Source organism: Chryseobacterium oncorhynchi (assembly GCF_002899895.1).
GTDB lineage: Bacteria > Bacteroidota > Bacteroidia > Flavobacteriales > Weeksellaceae > Chryseobacterium > Chryseobacterium oncorhynchi.
Genome location: NZ_PPEI02000002.1, coordinates 1 through 17,898 on the forward strand (window position 1 = coordinate 1; position 17,898 = coordinate 17,898).

14 protein-coding genes are annotated in these 17,898 nt (G+C 33.3%); 9 read left to right on the forward strand and 5 right to left on the reverse strand.

Going from position 1 to position 17,898, the window contains the following annotated elements; all coding sequences use genetic code 11:
- From C1638_RS05695 to C1638_RS05715, 5 genes are all read left to right on the forward strand, one after another.
- Positions 1 to 1,226 (forward strand): RHS repeat-associated core domain-containing protein (locus C1638_RS05695; RefSeq protein WP_317047556.1); only part of this gene is annotated, 1,226 nt, incomplete at its 5' end.
- Complete coding sequence (locus C1638_RS05700) at positions 1,207 to 1,713, forward strand: hypothetical protein (RefSeq protein ID WP_123838344.1); 507 nt, start codon at positions 1,207 to 1,209, stop codon at positions 1,711 to 1,713. The genes C1638_RS05695 and C1638_RS05700, both read left to right, overlap by 20 nt.
- Positions 1,714 to 1,812: 99 nt before the next feature.
- The gene (locus C1638_RS05705; RefSeq protein ID WP_109619102.1) at positions 1,813 to 2,205 is read left to right on the forward strand and encodes a hypothetical protein; all 393 of its coding nucleotides are present in this window, start codon (positions 1,813 to 1,815) and stop codon (positions 2,203 to 2,205) included.
- A 1,004-nt stretch (positions 2,206 to 3,209) separates the two neighbouring features.
- Positions 3,210 to 3,374, forward strand: a complete 165-nt coding sequence (locus tag C1638_RS22270; RefSeq protein WP_165826509.1) for a hypothetical protein — start codon at positions 3,210 to 3,212, stop codon at positions 3,372 to 3,374.
- A 37-nt stretch (positions 3,375 to 3,411) separates the two neighbouring features.
- Complete coding sequence (locus C1638_RS05715) at positions 3,412 to 3,630, forward strand: hypothetical protein (protein WP_109619106.1); 219 nt, start codon at positions 3,412 to 3,414, stop codon at positions 3,628 to 3,630.
- A 411-nt stretch (positions 3,631 to 4,041) separates the two neighbouring features.
- Here C1638_RS05715 and C1638_RS05720 read toward each other — a convergent pair whose 3' ends face one another.
- From C1638_RS05720 to C1638_RS05730, 3 genes are all read right to left on the reverse strand, one after another.
- Positions 4,042 to 7,125, reverse strand: a complete 3,084-nt coding sequence (locus tag C1638_RS05720; protein ID WP_109619108.1) for an FIDD domain-containing protein — start codon at positions 7,123 to 7,125, stop codon at positions 4,042 to 4,044.
- Positions 7,126 to 7,214: 89 nt separating this feature from the next.
- On the reverse strand, positions 7,215 to 9,563 hold the full coding sequence (locus C1638_RS05725) for a T9SS type B sorting domain-containing protein (RefSeq protein WP_228428048.1): 2,349 nt from the start codon (positions 9,561 to 9,563) through the stop codon (positions 7,215 to 7,217).
- A gap of 157 nt (positions 9,564 to 9,720) precedes the next feature.
- A complete protein-coding gene (locus C1638_RS05730; protein ID WP_109619112.1) occupies positions 9,721 to 12,006 on the reverse strand; it encodes a fibronectin type III domain-containing protein in 2,286 nt (761 codons plus the stop codon).
- A gap of 382 nt (positions 12,007 to 12,388) precedes the next feature.
- On the opposite strand from C1638_RS05730, the gene C1638_RS05735 reads away from it, so the two are divergent.
- Both C1638_RS05735 and C1638_RS05740 read left to right on the forward strand, forming a co-directional pair.
- The gene (locus C1638_RS05735) at positions 12,389 to 14,035 is read left to right on the forward strand and encodes a helix-turn-helix domain-containing protein (protein ID WP_109619114.1); all 1,647 of its coding nucleotides are present in this window, start codon (positions 12,389 to 12,391) and stop codon (positions 14,033 to 14,035) included.
- A complete protein-coding gene (locus C1638_RS05740; RefSeq protein WP_109619116.1) occupies positions 14,032 to 15,162 on the forward strand; it encodes a hypothetical protein in 1,131 nt (376 codons plus the stop codon). The genes C1638_RS05735 and C1638_RS05740 overlap by 4 nt, the downstream gene beginning before the upstream one ends.
- An 81-nt stretch (positions 15,163 to 15,243) precedes the next feature.
- Here C1638_RS05740 and C1638_RS22825 read toward each other — a convergent pair whose 3' ends face one another.
- Complete coding sequence (locus C1638_RS22825; RefSeq protein ID WP_164463034.1) at positions 15,244 to 15,399, reverse strand: bacteriocin-like protein; 156 nt, start codon at positions 15,397 to 15,399, stop codon at positions 15,244 to 15,246.
- A gap of 187 nt (positions 15,400 to 15,586) precedes the next feature.
- Between C1638_RS22825 and C1638_RS05745 the strand changes: the two genes are divergently transcribed.
- Positions 15,587 to 16,162: a hypothetical protein gene (locus tag C1638_RS05745; RefSeq protein WP_123838345.1), complete on the forward strand. Its 576-nt coding sequence runs from the start codon at positions 15,587 to 15,589 to the stop codon at positions 16,160 to 16,162.
- A 232-nt stretch (positions 16,163 to 16,394) separates the two neighbouring features.
- Positions 16,395 to 16,571: a YodC family protein gene (locus tag C1638_RS22275; protein WP_165826510.1), complete on the forward strand. Its 177-nt coding sequence runs from the start codon at positions 16,395 to 16,397 to the stop codon at positions 16,569 to 16,571.
- Between the two features lie 183 nt (positions 16,572 to 16,754).
- On the opposite strand, the gene C1638_RS05750 is transcribed toward C1638_RS22275, so the two are convergent.
- On the reverse strand, positions 16,755 to 17,465 hold the full coding sequence (locus tag C1638_RS05750) for a hypothetical protein (RefSeq protein ID WP_123838346.1): 711 nt from the start codon (positions 17,463 to 17,465) through the stop codon (positions 16,755 to 16,757).
- Positions 17,466 to 17,898 lie beyond the last annotated feature (433 nt).

The window sequence follows — 17,898 nt, forward strand, 5'->3', positions numbered from 1 at the left end:
ATAGAGGGCTTCCCACCACCCGTATGACAGATTATCTGGATGGATTTCAGTATTCCTATCTAGAAGATGGAAGCACATGTTCTACATGTAGAACAGAATCTGCATATGAAATACAGGCCTACTCGAAAGCTATTGGTCCAATAATTTCAAAGCCTAAGTGGAACCTGGATTTTGTACCTACTTCGGAAGGATTTTACAGTTTCACAGAAAACCGTTATATTTACCAGTATAAGGATCATTTGGGTAATGCAAGGGTGAGTTTTGCCAAAAACAGCGTAGGTGTTCTTGAAGTTACTGACACCAATAATTATTATCCGTTTGGATTAAACCATATTGGAGGATCTTCTTCTTCAAAAATTGGAAGTCATTACAGCTATAAGTACAATGGTAAAGAATTACAAGAAACAGGGATGTATGATTATGGAGCAAGGATGTATATGGCAGATTTAGGTAGATGGGGAGTGGTAGATCCTTTGGCGGAAACTTCAAGACGTTGGAGTACATATACTTATGCTTTCAATAATCCAATCAGATTTATTGATCCTGATGGAAGAGCAGCAATTCCTCCAGATGATCATTTTGACCAAAATGGCAATTTTCTTTATACAGATAGTAGAAAAACTAACAATATTGTAGTAAATTATGTATTTGGTAGAAATCAACAGGAGAATATTAGCTTAGCTAAGCTTCAGGCACCTTGGCAGGAAAAAAAACTTAGTCAGGTTGAATTTGATAAAAATAACTATTCGACACTTACAAAAATAGCCAATTATTATGCTAGTGACGCTGGTGTTGATTTAAATACTCTTAATGGTAATAGTACTTCTTTAGGAATTGCAAATTATCATTTCGATGCTGGAAAAATGGTAGGGAAAACATCAGGCTTCAATGGGGGAGAGTTTACAGCAGATGCTCTTATGACTGGTGTAATAGAAACCAAAACAATATCAATAATGGTAGGCAATGGAACAGTATCTTCTTTGCTTGATGACAAATACAATATGATTTCAACCTTAAGCCATGAAGGAGGAAAAAAAGTTAGTCATTTAACTCTTAATCCCCAAACATGGCTAGACGGGCAAAAAGATCACCTAAAAATTTACGATCAGCAAATGAAATCCCCTATATATAAGCTTACTACACCTGAATATAAAAAACAAATGAGGGATAATTATGTAGAAATAGACTATAATATAAAACAATACAATGAAAAATATAGGTTCTAAAAATTACATCTTTTTTATATCAATATTAATTTTTATGTCATGTAAAAAAGACAAGAAAGAATATAATAATGTTTTATGTTCTTTTCAAAATTTAGTGTGTGATTATCCTGTTAATGATAGTATCAATATTAAAAATCTTGAAACTTTTTTGCTTTTCAAAAATAACTCAGATGACACAATGAAGATTTCTCTTAAAGAATTTCAAGAAAATTACAGGCATGTTTATAAAATGGATAGCTTAAAAATCAATTTTGAAGCAATAAGTCCAATATCTATCCCGCCTCATGATTCATTAGGCCTACCTTGTATATCAGCGGTTAACAGAAAAGTATATAAAAATGATATTATACTAAAAGATGGATTTTCAGTCATAAATGTAAAGACAAAAGAAATACTTCCTAAAACATTAAATTATAGAATTAAACAAATGCATGATTTTCAGTTGTACAAGAAATGGGGAAAAAAAAGTAGTAAAGTAGAATTATAATATTGTCAATAGAATTAAATACAAAACTAAAAAATAATAATCAAAGACTACAATAGCAAAGAGAGAATTTAACTGATATAATACAACCAAAATTTTAGTATGAAAATATTTATATATCTAATAAGTTTTGTAATTACTTCTTGTAGTAACATTAAAGAAAATGAATTATATGGAAAATATATTCCAATTTCCTATCATAATACATACGATACTTTGGTTATTAAAAAAAATAAAGAGTATGAAAGAAGAGTTTATAATCATAATAAAAAATTATTATTAGATTATAAATCAACATTTCAATTAGAAAGTTTAGGGTCAATTAAATTTGATAACTTTTATTTGAATCTTGATAGAGATCTGGTTAAAATGCCCGAAGATGTTAAAGATACAGATATGTCGATGACTACAAATTTCGAAAAAAAAGATAAAGACATTATAATTTGCTTTGGATATCATGAGGGAGAAAATTGCTATAAGAAGATTCTAGAATAAGTTCTGACTGGTATGCTCATAGTACTTATGAAAAATTCCCTTATAATGACAGTCGTGAATATTAGATTCATGAATAGCCAGAAAAGAAAAATATTTTAATGGATGATAGAGCTGCCAAATTGGTGGCTCTTTTTCTTTTGTAATATTCACGCTTTTAATATCACGCTTTAAAATAAATCAAAAATCTAAATAACAATTCACACTTTGATAATTCAAATAATAATATTATAGTTTATTTTTCTATATTTAGTGATATAAAAAAACAACTGATATTATTCTGCCCCTAAATTATAATAACCGCTATAATTATTTATTGTCCAGCTAATTGTAATAAAATATTTTTGAACACTAATATTGATAATCATGGGTTACTATTTAATAAACAGAGATGATCCTGATAAAGCATTCTCACAGTATGTAGAAAGAATTGAAGATTTAATATAACATATTTTGAATTCACCTTTTATATACTACCAAAAATCCTTATTTCCTGACTTTAAATCATTTAGAAATAGTTCTTTCTTAATGAAAATATTTAACATTAATTCAGATAATTCGTTTTTATTCGTTTTATATCCATCCAATAAGCTCATGATTAATAGGCTAGAATATGACTTAATTTTCCATACATAATATGGCAAAAGAGAGTTATCAAAGTGTCTCCACTTTGTATAATTGAAGAAGTCTTCAAAATGCACTAAAAGCTTATTAATCCTGCAAAATTTATTTTTTTGCAGGATTTTCTTTTTATATTAGAAATCGCTGAATTTTCAAATACACTCATAAGGTTTGTGTCAAAATCTTTAAATTTTTTCTGGCTTTGATTTTAGTTTAGGTTCCAAACATAATAAGTATTCCCTAATTGGAGATTTAATATAAAAAAATATTTTTTTTCTAGCGATATATGGCCAGATAAGAGGACCAATCACAAATTTGTGATAATATTGAAATACAGCAAAAGATGAAAAATTTGTTTTTTTAAAATAAATTCATTATCTTGAAGTATGAAAAAAAGTGAACGTCAGGATAATATAACACACGCTGGCAAAATTAGTGAACGATCAAAAGCATTGGAAGTTCTTGAAAAAGCAAAGAAAACACAAGGTAAAATTACCTTTCTACGACAAGGTGCGGGAAGAAATTTTAAACCAAAAAATGAGGATTTATAAATTATAATATATCCTCAAAGAATAGTATCTTTACTCCGTGGAAAATCAGGAAGAATTAGAGGCTAAATTTATGGATCTTGTGAAAGAATATCACAAAAAGACCGGAGGAAATAATGGATTAAATTTATATAAACTTGATGAAAAGTTAAACATAAGTTTTAAAGAGCTTTTAGTCTTTGTGGAAAGACTCATGAAAGAAAAGAAAATAGTCTATCTAAACCACCTTAACGGAAGAACAGTTACTTTACCAAAATAAAACCCCTGCATTAACAGGGGTTATTTCTTTCTGTATGTACCTTTTTTCTTGTTGAAAATTGATGCATCCCTCCAAATATAATTCGCCATATTTATGAGCGAAAGAATCTTTATCCTTATTCCTATATTTTTCAGGCATTTTGCTTATTAGCATCGTATCTTCTAAATTTTCAAAAATATTTGGATTACCTATAAATTGACAAAATTTCAGACTGTCAGTTAAAAGCTCATCGGTTCGAATCCGTATTTTCTACAATAAATAAAAGCTCTACTATTAAGTGTGGTTTTTTTATGTTTATCTTTCAATCATAAAAAAGGCAGTACAAATCGAAATCTGCACTGCCTACATTCATCCGCTTAAACCGTCTGCATCATTATATAATAAATCCCCCTTTCAAATTATAGTAAATCCCTAATTCCTATTTTTCACCAGGATCCATCCTGAATAGGCTACCGGAGTTTTAGTGTCTGATTCAGTCCATGTTATTTCATACCAATATGTACCACTGCTTACAGGAGTTCCTCCAATGGAACCATCCCATTTTAGACTATTACTTTTATCTGAAGAAAATAAAAGCTGTCCGTATCTGCTGAATATATTGAATTTCAAATCTTTCAAATAGGCCAGTTCACTATAATCTAAATCGTCATTGATTCCATCACTGTTTGGGGTAATTGTATTGACAAGATTAGGTACTGTAATCTGAACCTTTATAGGATCACAGTTATAGGAGTCCTTTATATAAAAAGTATTACGGCCACGTGGAAGATCCGTAAATACATTGGAGTCTTGCCATATAATACCATCTCTGGAATACTGATAAGGAGGTTCTCCTCCCTCCACAATAATGGTTACTGTATTATTTTTTATATCAATACGCTTAACTCTTGGCCCCGGAACTGCTATTACTTTTACAAACTGCTTGGTCTCGCATCCGTCTGCCGTAAGAATTACCCAATAATTTCCCACCGGTACATTCTGAATAACCTGTGTTGTAGCTCCCGTACTCCATAAATAGGATGTATAACCAGGTCCAGCATCTAATTTGGTGACTGCCAGAGGGCATATATACTGATCTACCAAAAGTGATGATGGTTTTGGAGGAGTAACTTTCAATGTTATTTTAGCAAAGTCAGAACATCCATTAACTGTTGTAATCTTCACAAACACTGTCGTATTTGAGGAAACATATACAGTTGGAGTCATTATCTCATTGGTTCCGTTCACTGCATCGTTAGAGGTTGGATAATAGTTCTTTGTAACAGGATTGGTAGAAGTTACAATTGCTGCTGTTAGGTTAAAAGTTCCCTGACTTGGGTTATTAACAACAAAACACCCAGAAAGTGTGGCATCCATAACATCAGGTGCACGATAATACTGAAGTGTAATCTTTGCATTGGCTGTACATCCTTCCGTTGTGGTCACTTTTACATACACTGTAGCCGGTACTGTTGATGGATAGGCATTTGCCGGGAGAATCTCATTGATTCCTGCATTTAAATCTGTTAGTGTCGGATAATATTTTCTAACAGCTGTAGCAGGGCCTCCCACATTGGCTGTCGTTAAATCAAAAATACCGGAGCCATTTACATTACAAGTACTTACAGTAGCGTCTGTAAGAACTAAAGGTTGTACTGTAACGTTTATCTTAACCTGCTCACAATCTGTAAATAGAGGGTCATTTCCACAAAATTTATAGGTAAAAGTATCAACAGTTGTTCCTGCGTTGGCAGTATAGGTCAATATACCTGTAACAGGATCTATTGTTAAAGTTCCGTTTGCCGGTGGTATTATAACCTGTACGGTACCAGGAACGGGAATCTGCGTCGAATTACTGAATGTCGGGGTAATTAGCGTAGGTCTTCCTGCAGTACAGGCATTGAGTGGTTTTATGGTATTCACCAAACAAGAATAAACTTTGTAAGGATACGTTGTGAACACACAATTTTCTTTAGTGATAGATACCGTATAACTTCCTCCTTGTGTAGGAGAAAAGGTATTGGTAGTGGCTCCCGGAATAGGATTTCCGTTAAGATTCCATTGATAATGGGTAAAACCACTTTCAACCTGTAAAACAATTCCCGGAGCACATTCTCCTAAAGATTTACTGATTACCGGAATAGAATTGAACCCTGCAAAATATCCCCCATACCCTAAGTTTCCACTACCTCCTGCTATTCCTGCAGTTACTGCATTGGTAGAAGTTACAGTAATGTTTCCTGTAATATTAGGAATAGAATATGAAACCCAATCTGTAGTTCCCGTTACAGGAAAAGGACCTTGTGCTGCCGTTGGGGCAACACCGTTTACAGTTACATTTCCTCCTGTTTGTGTAAGGATATTAAGTTTTACAAAAAGTGGCGGGCTAAATGTAGTAGAGTAAGGAAGCTCCCCTATTTTTCCAATTTCATCGATAGTTTTAGGCAAAAAACAGTTTAGAGGCGGAATATAATTAAATCCTTCTGTGGCATCGTTATCTGCAGTACCGGATAAAAGCTGGTAGGTATAGACATTTTTACTTGTTTTGATATACATATTAAGATGGGCAGGGCCATTCACTATATAACCGTTAGCTTTCACTCGATAATAATCACCTTCATTGAGTGTTGCAACAGGAGTAGGATTATTATTTATCCAGATTTTAGTGTCATTTTCAGTAGCTACAATAATGGCTCCCTCAATTTCAGGAAGAAGATTTCCCATCCCTTTGATAAGGACAAACTCATTTCCTAAACGTTCAACAGGAACTGACTGGTCCATAATAATATCCTCACCATTATACGGCGGAGTAAGCCCAAACTGGCCCCGAAAGTTTCCATTGGTTACTGAAACCGGTTTGGTGGCTTCTATCTTAGCTCCAATAAACCCATCTTTATTTCCTGGTTTAGTAGCAAGTCCTGCAAATATATAGGATTGACCTTTATTTAAAGTGATGGTAATGGAAGGATGAGTAAGCCCGTTAAAATTATTGTAAAACCAGGTGGTCATGTTATATCCTGAAACTTTAATCTGCGTATTATCTTCAGTAGCCAGAATACCACAGGTGAAATTTAAGGTGTTTGAATTATTCATCAATGGAGCATAAACTGCATAAAATGTAGTTCCAATTCCGGCCTTTCCTTTAGAAGTTAAAATCTCACCATGGTTAACTTCTGAAAACCTGTACGTTGCAAAAAAAGGAAAATCACCATGAAGATGAAGACCTCTTGTTTTTACGCTCATGGCATCAGCAGGATTTTGACCCAGCATGAGATTTATGGGAACATCAAATGTCTGAGGGTTTCCTTTACTGATGGTAACCGTTCCTATTACAGCATTATTATTATAAATGGTAACAGGAAAAGGAGTTATATTGTCTGTAGATAAATATAAAGCCTGCTTTGGGCTTCCGTTGGCAAGACTTCCTGCCATAGGTGCAAACCAATGATCTGTATCTCTCTGAGCCTGAATAGAAAGAGATAGAAAGAGTATAAAAATAAATAAGATCCTTTTCATAAATTATAAGGAAGTTTTTAAATTAAGCAAACCACAACGCTGTTTAACAAGCTTTCTTGTTGATGATATTGCGATTAATAAGTGTTGAGTTATTCTCTGTTTTTCAATAAAATCCAACCGGTATATTTAATGACTGTATTTTGTAGAGCCGGTTCTTTCCAAGAGATTTCATACCAATATGTTCCGGAGAGCATGGTCTTGTTACCAAACTTTCCGTCCCATGTATAATTGTTGAATGCCGTGCCTTTAAAAACATTATTTCCGTATCGATCATAGACTGAAAAGGATAAATCTTTCTTATAGCCTAGTTCAGAATAGGAAATCGTATCGTTAATATGATCTCCGTTTGGAGTAATGGCATTAATAATATTGATAAGGGTTATTTCTACTCCTATAGGTTCGCAGTTATAAGCATCCTTTACATAAAACTTGTTCTGTCCGTTTGGCAGATTGATAAATGTATTAGAGCTTTGCCAGTTTACATTGTTTGTAGAATACATATAGGGAGGCTTTCCTCCGATTACGGTGATTGTAGCTTTTTTATTCTCAATATCAATATTTTTGATTACCGGTTTCGGAGCGGGTTTTACGGATACATCGTATTTGTTGAAACATCCATTATATCCCAGAATAACCCAATAATCTCCGATTCCTACATTGGATATAGACTGTGTGGTAGCTCCTGTACTCCATTCATAGGATTGGAAGCCTGGGCCTGCATCCAGAGTTGTTGTTTCATCAGCACAGATCATCTTATCAGCAAGTAAATTAGGAAGTTGAGGAGGCATCACCACTTCAAATACCGGGGTTGTTGCGGAAGGGCAGCTTCCTCCTACAGATACAGTTACTGTATAATTTCCTGCTTTAGTTGGAGAATAAGTATTGGTAGTTGCCCCTGTAATGGGACTTCCATTAAAGTACCATTGATAAGAAACGTAGCTGTCATCTACTTCCAACACCATTCCCGGAATACAATTTCCATTCTTCTTGGCAATAACAGGCATAGAAGAGAATCCTGCAAAATACCCACCGTAGCCTACCGCTTCATGACTTGCTGCTATTCCTGCAGTGACGGCTTTGGTAGAACTTACCGTAACATTACCGGTTACATTTTCCAATGAATAAGTTTGCCAATTCGGGTTTCCTGTTACAGGATACGGCCCTTGAACACCAGATAAAGTTGTTCCATTTACGGATACAGTAGCTCCAGTTTCGGTAATAATATTCAACCTAACTTTAGGATCGATAGTTGTGAAATAAGGTAACGCATTAATCATACCTATTTCATCTATTTTTTTGGGAAGAAAACAATTGATGGCAGGAATATAATTAGCTCCACCTGTATTGTAATATGTTCCTGAGGTACCCCCCGACAAAAGCTGATAGACATAAATTTTCTTGGTACTTTTAATCCGCATATTATAATGGCCACTAAAATTTTGACTGATGTATCCCGTTGAAAGAATTCTGTAGAATTGTCCTTCATTCAAAGTTGTAACAGGAGTGGTTTCATCATTTAAGAACACTTGAGTATTATTTTCTGTGGCAACAACTACTGCTCCTTCAAGTTCATAGGCAATGGGAGCCATTCCTTTCATTAATATATATTCATCACCTAATCGTTCTACCGGAATAGACTGGTCCATATAAATATCGTTTCCCCCTGCTCCATTTCCAATTGCCGTGTGTTGACCTGTAAAATTACCATTGGTTACCGAGATAGGTTTATCCGCAACTATTTTTGCTCCAATAAAACCCGTTAAATTGGATATAAAGTTGCCGTTTCCTTCAATAATATAGGACTCCCCTTTCTTTAAACTAAAAGTTATAACAGGATTACCGGCTCCTGTAGTTCCATTAGAAAACTGAACAGAAGGATTATAACCGGAAACCGTTACTGTAGTATTATCTTCTGTTGCTAAAATTCCGCAGGTAAAATTAAAACTGGGATTTTTATCGGACAATGGTGCATAGGCTGCATAAAACTTGGTTCCTATTCCGGCTTTACCTTTAGAAGTTAGGATTTCTCCATGTTTATCTACCGAAAATCTGAACGTGCAGAAAAAAGGTTTTTCTCCTTTTACATACAACCCTCTTGTTTTGATATTGAATATTTCAGATTGAGAATCTGTAATCATAACATCTTTAGGAATCTCGAATGATTTAGGATTTCCTTTACTGATTGTTACGGTTCCGATAGCAATGTTGTTATTGTAAATGGTAACAGGAAAAGGCGCAGCAGAATCTGTGGATAAAAATAAAGCTTGCTTGTTAGTCGTATTAATATGTGCTTCCTTAATAGGGGCAAACCAATGTTCGGTATCTCTTTGTGAAAAAAGAGGATTGCTGGCAAAAAACATCAATAAAAAACTAAACAAAAGCTTCTTTGAAAATACGGGCCATTGTTTTGTATGATGAGGAATATTATTAGGGATCATTAAATATTTTTGTTTTTATAATAGAAAATAGGTACAGGTTTTAATCATCTTTATATACTTTTCTAGGATAAAGATTGCACCTTGAATGATCAGTATTAAAATCTGCCATACAAGCGACGAAAAGATTTCGCCGCTTATAATGGCAGAGACAACATATTTATTTTTTTACTGCTTTTATTACTTTAGAAGATCCATTTTTCATGATTAGTTTTATCATATACATCCCGGAGTTCAGTTCATGCAATGAAATTGTTTTTTCAGAAGATCTTATTTCTTTCACTATTTTACCTGAAGCATCATATACAGAAAGAGATTTCAATTCTAGTTCTCCTGAAATAGTAATCGTGTCTGTAAATGGATTAGGGTAAATAATGATATCATGTTTGGTTGTTACATCATTTACTCCCAAATCAATAGTAGGAACCCATGATACATCATCATAGTAATAGTTAATATTGGCACCATTTACAAATATGGCAAGCCTAGCCGTTGCAGGAACCGTATTAGGAACAACAATACTATATTCACTCGCTCCTGCATAGGCAGTGTTGGTAATATTAACATCCTGAATCAATACAAATGAGGCAATATTTGTAGGATCCGTTACATATCCAATATGCATTACCCCAGCATTGGTACTGCAATATGCTCTGAACTTCAATGAATGTGTTCCAGCATTAATATTGCTCAATTCAGGTAAAATAGCCATAGAAGATCCTGTGATAGGTCTTTGTAATATATGCTTCGTTCCAGAATAAGCTCCAGTACTAGTAATACTTACATTTCCTGATCCCGTAGCCAATCTTCCCCAGCAAGGAGCATTATTTATAAGCCCGGCATTATAAGAATCAAAATTTTCAAAAAGTGATGTTTTGGGGGCACAAAGTGTCAATGCAGAAACTACATTTGTCCATGCACTCTGATCTGTTGTGCTGCATCTTGCTCTTACCCAGAAATAATAGGTAGTGGCAGAATTAAGTCCTTGCAATGTATAAGGGTTTCCTGTTACTCCTATCACATTAGGTACTGTAGAAGAAGTTGGAGGAGTATTGCTTGTACTGTAGTAAATATCATATCCTGAAGCAGGATTAGGTATAGATGCTGTCCAGCCAATAGTGGCAGATGCACTGGTAATATCAGATAACACTATATTGGATGGGGCCATACATGTAGGCTTAGGTTCCCAATATACATTATCCAGATACAAACTGGTAGATGTTGTACCTCCGCTTCTTATTGCAAGTCTTGCATTAGCAGGAACAGTATTAGGAACAACTACTGAATATTCGTAGCCATCAAAAACATTATTTACAATATTTACAGATTGAATGTTTACAAACGAAGACGCATCCGTATCATTGGTTACATACCCAATATCTAAAGGGCCTTGCGTAGAACTAGCATATCTGGCCTTAAATCTCAACCAATGAGTTCCGGTATTTACATTACTGAAAGCCGGAAGAATAGCAATAACCATATTAGCAGCACCGCTTGCGCTTTGATATAACCCTTTTGTACTATTGACTCCACTTCCCGCACTAACAGCTTGGTAGCCATTTCCTAAAATAATTTTATCCCAACAATCTAAATTATAAAAAGTTCCGGTAGTAGCGTTTTCAAAATCTTCAAACATTGAAGTTATAGCATTGCACTTGGTTTTAAATACACCTCTTAAAGACCACGCACTTTTATTAGAAGTACCACAAACCGATCTTACATAATAGTAATACGAAGTAAACGGAGTTAATCCACCAATCGTTGCAGATGTTGTTGTACTTATCCCTGATATTGGCGTAGAAGCATCCGGAACAATAGCAGAAGAAGTATAATAATACTCATAGCCACTTCCTGGGATGGAAGCAGGAGCCGTCCATGAAATTGTAGCCGTATTTGTTGTTATATTATTTGAAATAAGGGCAGATGGAGCGAAGCAAGTAGGAACTGTAGGTTCAACTTTTAAACTGAAATCTACAAAATTACCATTGCTACCTGTATTAGGACCACATGGATTTGGTGAACTATTAAGGTTTGTTCCTGTCTGTACTCTTATTCTGTATATTCCCGCGGCCTGACTTGGTGGAATAAAGAATTCATCATCAACTGTTGAGTAGGGAGATGTACCTATAGGGTTTTCATAAAAATCATTGAAATCCCCATTTCCATTCCAGTCTACCCAAACCAATGATTTGGTCCCGCCACCAGCAAATTCCAAATGCACTTTCACCGTTCCCCCCGGATAAGAAGTTACGATATGACTTGTAGAGTTGTCAACATACCCCTGATATGCAGCAGCATCATAATACAAAGTTCCCTGATCCGAAAAAAATGCATTTTTTAAATAATAGTTAGTGGATGTTCCCGCAACCGGTACACAATAGGTCTGTGCATTCAGCGATAAAAACGGAATAAGTAAAATCATCCATAATAGATAATGCTTTCTCATTTTTTATTTTTTAGAGTTAAGAAATAGTATCGTTGTTAAAGAATTTATACCCTTATATATGATTTCATACTTATCATTCTACCTAAATTTTAGGGCTACAAAAGAGACAAAATGATATCCTCTCCCACTTATCTTTATTTATTAAATCTTCATTGAATATGATTATTTTTTTTACAACCATAGCATCATATAAGTATGATAAATTCATCAAAATATCCAGATAAGTCTAATATTTTCAATCAACTCAAAGGTTTAAACAATATTAGCGTTATATTTGCCCCTTATGAAGAGATTAGCTTGCATAATTCGTGCATTTTACAAGAATAAAAAATGTAAAAATCTAATATTCAGATAATTAAAAATCAAGCTTAAAAAAAGGCGGATGCCAATAATATCTAAGAAAAACAAGCTAAACAGAAACTATTTGCTGCAAAAAATACTGAAAAGTAATATCTGGATATTATTTTTCATCTCATTGTTTCCCATTTTTATCAGCGGGCAGGCAGCTCCTGATTTTAGTATTTTAACAGATAAAGCTTTTCAGAAACTCTATCAAAATCCGGATGACTGCATCACTTATTCACAAAGCCTTTTGATTAGTGACAAAAACCCAGAGCATAAGGTTATTCTTAGAAAAATTATTTCACAGGCCTTCGCTCTGCAAGGAAACTATGTGCAAGCAGTCAATATATCCAATCAAAAAGAAGATGAAAGTCAAAATGAAAACCTCTCCCACTTCATACAGTTATTTAGAGATTATAATCTGGCGGACCAGTACCAGAATTTAGGACTATACAATCAGTCTAAGAAAATCATTACAGGAATATTGGCGGACCGTAAGCTTTTAAAAAGCATTCATGTAATGGAAAGAATGACCATTGCAAAGCTCTTTCAGTTGCAGGCTATTAATTCGGGGGTTACCCGTGATTACGGCATAGCTCTCCAATATCTTGATAAAAGCAATCAGTATCTTGACCAAAATAATGAAGAAAATAGGATTATGAGGCAGGAAAATATCATTTTCCGTTCTACATTTCTGATGAAGCTCAACAAGCTGGAGGAGTCTAAAAAATTACTGGATCTGGTAATAAAGGACATAGAAAGCCATGGAGACCCTGCTTTTCTTTCTGCATTTGCCTACGAGAGTATGTCCCGCTATTTTTTCCTGAAAGAAGATTATCTATCCTCTTTGAAGTATCTTAATGATGGATTTTCAAAAATTGAAAACCTACCTTACAATGACATGAAATCTATTTTCTATGAATTGTATGCAAAAAATTATCTGGCTCTCAATAATGATGAAAAATATCATTACTATAATAACCTTTATACTGAACTAAAAACGAAGATCAATTCCAGTAAGAAAGAAGGAATACAATATATTGTAAAACTGATTGAAACCTATCATCATAAAAACATTCAATTTCAGAAACAAAGCAAATTCAATCAGTTGAAAATCAATACAGTTATTATTCTGCTTCTTATTTTAGGCTTGGCCGCCTACCTTTTATACGAATCAGGAAGAAGTAAGGATCTGAAAAAGCAAGTTGTTTTTTTTGAAAAGCTGGTAGAAAGAGAAAAGGCAATATCTGTACAAGGGGAAAGGGTAAAAAATGAAATACAGAAAGCAACTAAAAATCAGGAAAAAGATCCTCCAAAGATCTCAAAGGAAAAAGAATACGAGATTCTTCAGTGTCTAAAAGAATGGGAACAGACAGATAATTATCTGAACAAAAGTATGTCTATTTCTGTTCTTTCTGCACAGACAGGGATTAATACAAAATATCTTTCAGAAGTTATCAATAATAATAAAGAGAAAAACTTCAATGGGTATATTAATGAACTGAGAATTAATCACATTGCGCACTTGCTAAAGACAGATACAGCTTATCTCAATTACAAGGTAAGCTATCTTGCAGAATATTCAGGGTTTTCTTCACATGGAGCCTTTACCAACGTTTTTAAATCCGTAACGGGGATGTCACCTAATACTTACATTCAGGAAATCATTAAAAATAAAAGATCATGAAATTAATTACCCGAATTATTCTGCTTACGGTACTGCTTTGTCAAGTTCCGCTTTTGGGGCAAAAAATTTCAGATGATTCTCTGTTAAAAAAAGCCAATCAGGAAATTTATAACAATCCTGACAATGCCATCCGCATAGGAAAAAAGCTACTTCAAAAAGAGAAAGACATCAATAAATCCATCAAGATCTATCTGCTTTTGTCTACCGCTGAAATTGCCAAACGAAATTTTGACGAATCACTCAAGCATATTCTAAAGGCCAGAGAGCTTGTTAGGAAAACCCATGATCCGAAAATACAAGCCAGTTTTTTTATTTCGACAGCTGTTTTGTTCCAGCAGATGGAGCTTTACAGTAAAAGTCTCGAGACACTGGATGAGGCAGACGAATATTTAGCCAAGCTTCCGGACGGACTATCTTATAAATATTTTGAGACAGCCAGAAGCTATGCTTTACGGGGAATGATCTATAAGAGCCAGTCTAATCCCGAAATTGCTCTTCAGGAATTCTTAATAGCTGTTCAAAATTTTGAAAAAGTAAAAGATCAAAAGACCACTTTCTTTAACCAGAGTATCATGTATTATAATATCGGATATTGTTATCTTAATCTTAACCAGTCAGAAAATGCAGAAACAGCATTTATAAGGTCAAGGGATTTTGCCGACCTTATTAAAGCTAAAAGTCTGGAAGCTTTTGCCTTAAAGGGTATGGCTGAAGTACAGAAGCAGAAACATCAGAATCAAACTGCATTAGAACTGCTGATTAAAGCTCAGGAACTTGGGAAAGAATCAGGAGATCTTACCCTCAATGAGGGAATTTACAAAGAAATGTCGGATAATTATCTGGCCATGGGAGAACAGGATATGTACCAGATATACAGTAAAAAGTATATAGAAAATAAATTCAAAAGAGAACAAAGTGAATTAAGCTCTATCAACAATGCTATTGACGCTCATAATATAGAAACCCAGAGAAAAAGTAATGAAGTAACAAAGCACTATGATAATTTCATTATTGTTTCAGTCATTACAGGTTTTATTATTCTCGCTCTCATTGTCATTATGATTTTAAAAACGAGAAGACGTAATAAAAACTATAAGAAAAAAATTCAGCAGCTTCTCAGATCTTAGAAAAAGTATTGATTCGAGTCCTGTACTTAAATTAGGAAAAGAATCGAAATAGAAAATCCCTCTAATGGAGGGATTATATTTTTAAAAATCAGGACATTCTAATGTCAGTTGCTCCGCATAACATTGCGGGATCGGACTGTTAGGGCAATGCATTGGCTTCGATCCCTGAGGACATATTTTTTGGCTACCTTTTACTTCTTTTAGCTGATCTCTTGAAATTTTTTTCAAATTTTTCATGGTTTTGATTTTAGTTTAGGTGTTAAATATAATAAGAATTCTCCATATAGAGATTTAACATAAAAAAAATAATATAAAAAGACTTAAAAATAAATTTTAAAGATAAGATCCAATTTTATACAATAATTTTTAATCAATACAACAGTGACAATTATCATTTATTTTTATTTAATCTAAATAAAAATAAATGATAGATTTGTATAAATTAAAAATAACTAATACCATGAGAATTAAAATTCCTTTCAAAGCTATTGCATGCTCAATAGTGATTCTTTCATTTCTAAATTCTTGCGAACAAGATAATAACATTGAAAATAATATAGAAACTAAAAAAAACACTACCGTTAATAATAAAATAGAAGCTAAAATTATAAACGGAAAATCTGTTTTAAAATTCACTACTGAAAAAGATGTAAAATATTTAGATAATTATTTACTTAAAGATACAAATACTTTTCTTTCAAGCCTAGATAATAACCTTACCGTGAAAAGATTAAACAACAATAATACGTCTAAAAACGGTCCTAGAATTGTGATTAACAATGATCTTTATTTAGGTGATGGATATATGATATCAGCTTGTCAAGGTGAAGCTGTTACTAGTATTGAAGTTATAGAAATTAAAGGACAACTGTGGATTAAAGAAGGCTCAACAACAGCAACAGCAACAACTATAACTTTAGAAAATCTAAATTCATTTGAATTAGCTTATTTTAGATGTTTATCAGATCATGATTTAAATGGTGTCATATCAATAGAATAACTTACAACCCCATTTAATAAAGTGGGGTTTTCTTTTATATTTGAACTATTGATTTCATAATTAATTAGCTGAATATTTATGAGACGTGATTTACTTTGAATTTTTAAGTTGCAATGCTCTCTAGTAAAAAGACTGACTATCTTTTTTCCATTCATAACCTTTCCTTTAAAGTATGATCATAAAATAATTTTCAATTTCACTATATTTGAATTTAACTTTAAACTAAAATTACATGGAATTAAAAATAGGTGATACCGTTTATTTAAAATCAGATGCCAGAACTATAATAACAATCAATGATTTGGGATTGAGAGGTCCTGAATATTACGAATGTATCTGGTTTGCTCAGGAAATTCTACAAATAGGTGAATTTCACAGAGATACTTTAATAAAATATGATAGAGAATAATATATAAAAGCCCCTTAATTGGGGCTTTTTCTTCTAAAATTCAAAAATAATCAAGACAGGAAAACTTTGCTCTACTCAAAAAATAGCATTCTTGTTTGTAAAGATATCAAGAGCTTTCCAGTAATAAAGCCAAAAAGATTGTCAAAAATCAGACAGCCTTTTTAACAAACAGATAAGCTTGTACTATTTTAATCTTTTTATCGTAACCTGGCTAACTGGACCACTCCCTGTAGTTCCAGTACTTAATGCCTTTATCACAGTTGCTGTACCATTAGAAGCTACTCTAAATGAATAAGTATGTGTAGAATCCATATTAATAGAAGTTATTAGAGTAAATGTTTGTAAAACCGTATCAGTTGCGGTAGGTGTCTGAATTCTATCATTTACACGAGCAACCCAACTGCCTAAAGTATCATCCCAAATTCCAACAACAGGATTTCCGCTATTTGTATTGGAAATCTGCATATTCATAATAACTTGATATACACCGCTTGCATTAACAGTAAATGAATTTGATGTCGCTGTTCCTACATAGGTATTGTCATTATCAATAATTTCTACATTTAAATTACCAATTGGAAAAGCTGCCGGTGATGGAGCTGTAAAATCCGATGACAATTGTACCGTAATTTCTTGTGCAACTAATAATTGACCGTTCACAGCTATCACTGAACCGTTAGCGTTCGGTACAATACCCGCGAATGTTTGCCAAGAGGGTGCTACTCCAGGCCCATTAGACACTAAATACTGTCCTAATGTTCCTGCATTACCTGCTGTATTAGCGTTTCCGCCAACATTTATTTCATTTGTTACCTGCAAACTTCCATTAACATGAAGCTGCTTTTGTGGGGTTAATGTATTAATACCAATTTGAGAAAAAGTAGTATTCGACAACAATACTCCGGCTAATAGAATAAGATTTTTTTTCATTGTTTTTAATTTGTGTGTTAATAAAGAGTCGTTAATTTAACATTATCTAAATACATTATAAACAACCACTTAACACCCTTAAAAGATTACATTTAAAGTACTTAATTACATGACAAAAATATAAAGTATCAAATATTGATCTTTTTTTGAAGCTGCTTTTGTGGGGGTTATTGTATTAATACCAGTTTAGGGAAAAGTGGTATTCGAGAACAATACTCCGGTTAATGGAGTAAGATTTTTTTTCATTGTTTTCAATTTGTGTGTTAATAAAGAGTTGTTAATTTAATACTGAATAAATAAACCATACAGAGTTATTCAACTTTCTGAAAGATTATATTTAACTTACTTAATTACATGACAAAGATATAAAATATCAAATATCAAAATTATTTTTTTT

What these genes read in the sequence shown, in the direction of transcription:
- C1638_RS05700 (WP_123838344.1), top strand. Translation starts at nt 1,207, where the DNA reads ATGAAAAATATAGGTTCTAAAAATTACATCTTTTTTATATCAATATTA.
- C1638_RS05705 (WP_109619102.1), top strand. Translation starts at nt 1,813, where the DNA reads ATGAAAATATTTATATATCTAATAAGTTTTGTAATTACTTCTTGTAGT.
- C1638_RS22270 (WP_165826509.1), top strand. Translation starts at nt 3,210, where the DNA reads ATGAAAAAAAGTGAACGTCAGGATAATATAACACACGCTGGCAAAATT.
- C1638_RS05720 (WP_109619108.1), bottom strand. Translation starts at nt 7,125, where the DNA reads ATGAAAAGGATCTTATTTATTTTTATACTCTTTCTATCTCTTTCTATT.
- C1638_RS05725 (WP_228428048.1), bottom strand. Translation starts at nt 9,563, where the DNA reads ATGATCCCTAATAATATTCCTCATCATACAAAACAATGGCCCGTATTT.
- C1638_RS05730 (WP_109619112.1), bottom strand. Translation starts at nt 12,006, where the DNA reads ATGAGAAAGCATTATCTATTATGGATGATTTTACTTATTCCGTTTTTA.
- C1638_RS05735 (WP_109619114.1), top strand. Translation starts at nt 12,389, where the DNA reads ATGCCAATAATATCTAAGAAAAACAAGCTAAACAGAAACTATTTGCTG.
- C1638_RS05740 (WP_109619116.1), top strand. Translation starts at nt 14,032, where the DNA reads ATGAAATTAATTACCCGAATTATTCTGCTTACGGTACTGCTTTGTCAA.
- C1638_RS22825 (WP_164463034.1), bottom strand. Translation starts at nt 15,399, where the DNA reads ATGAAAAATTTGAAAAAAATTTCAAGAGATCAGCTAAAAGAAGTAAAA.
- C1638_RS05745 (WP_123838345.1), top strand. Translation starts at nt 15,587, where the DNA reads ATGATAGATTTGTATAAATTAAAAATAACTAATACCATGAGAATTAAA.
- C1638_RS22275 (WP_165826510.1), top strand. Translation starts at nt 16,395, where the DNA reads ATGGAATTAAAAATAGGTGATACCGTTTATTTAAAATCAGATGCCAGA.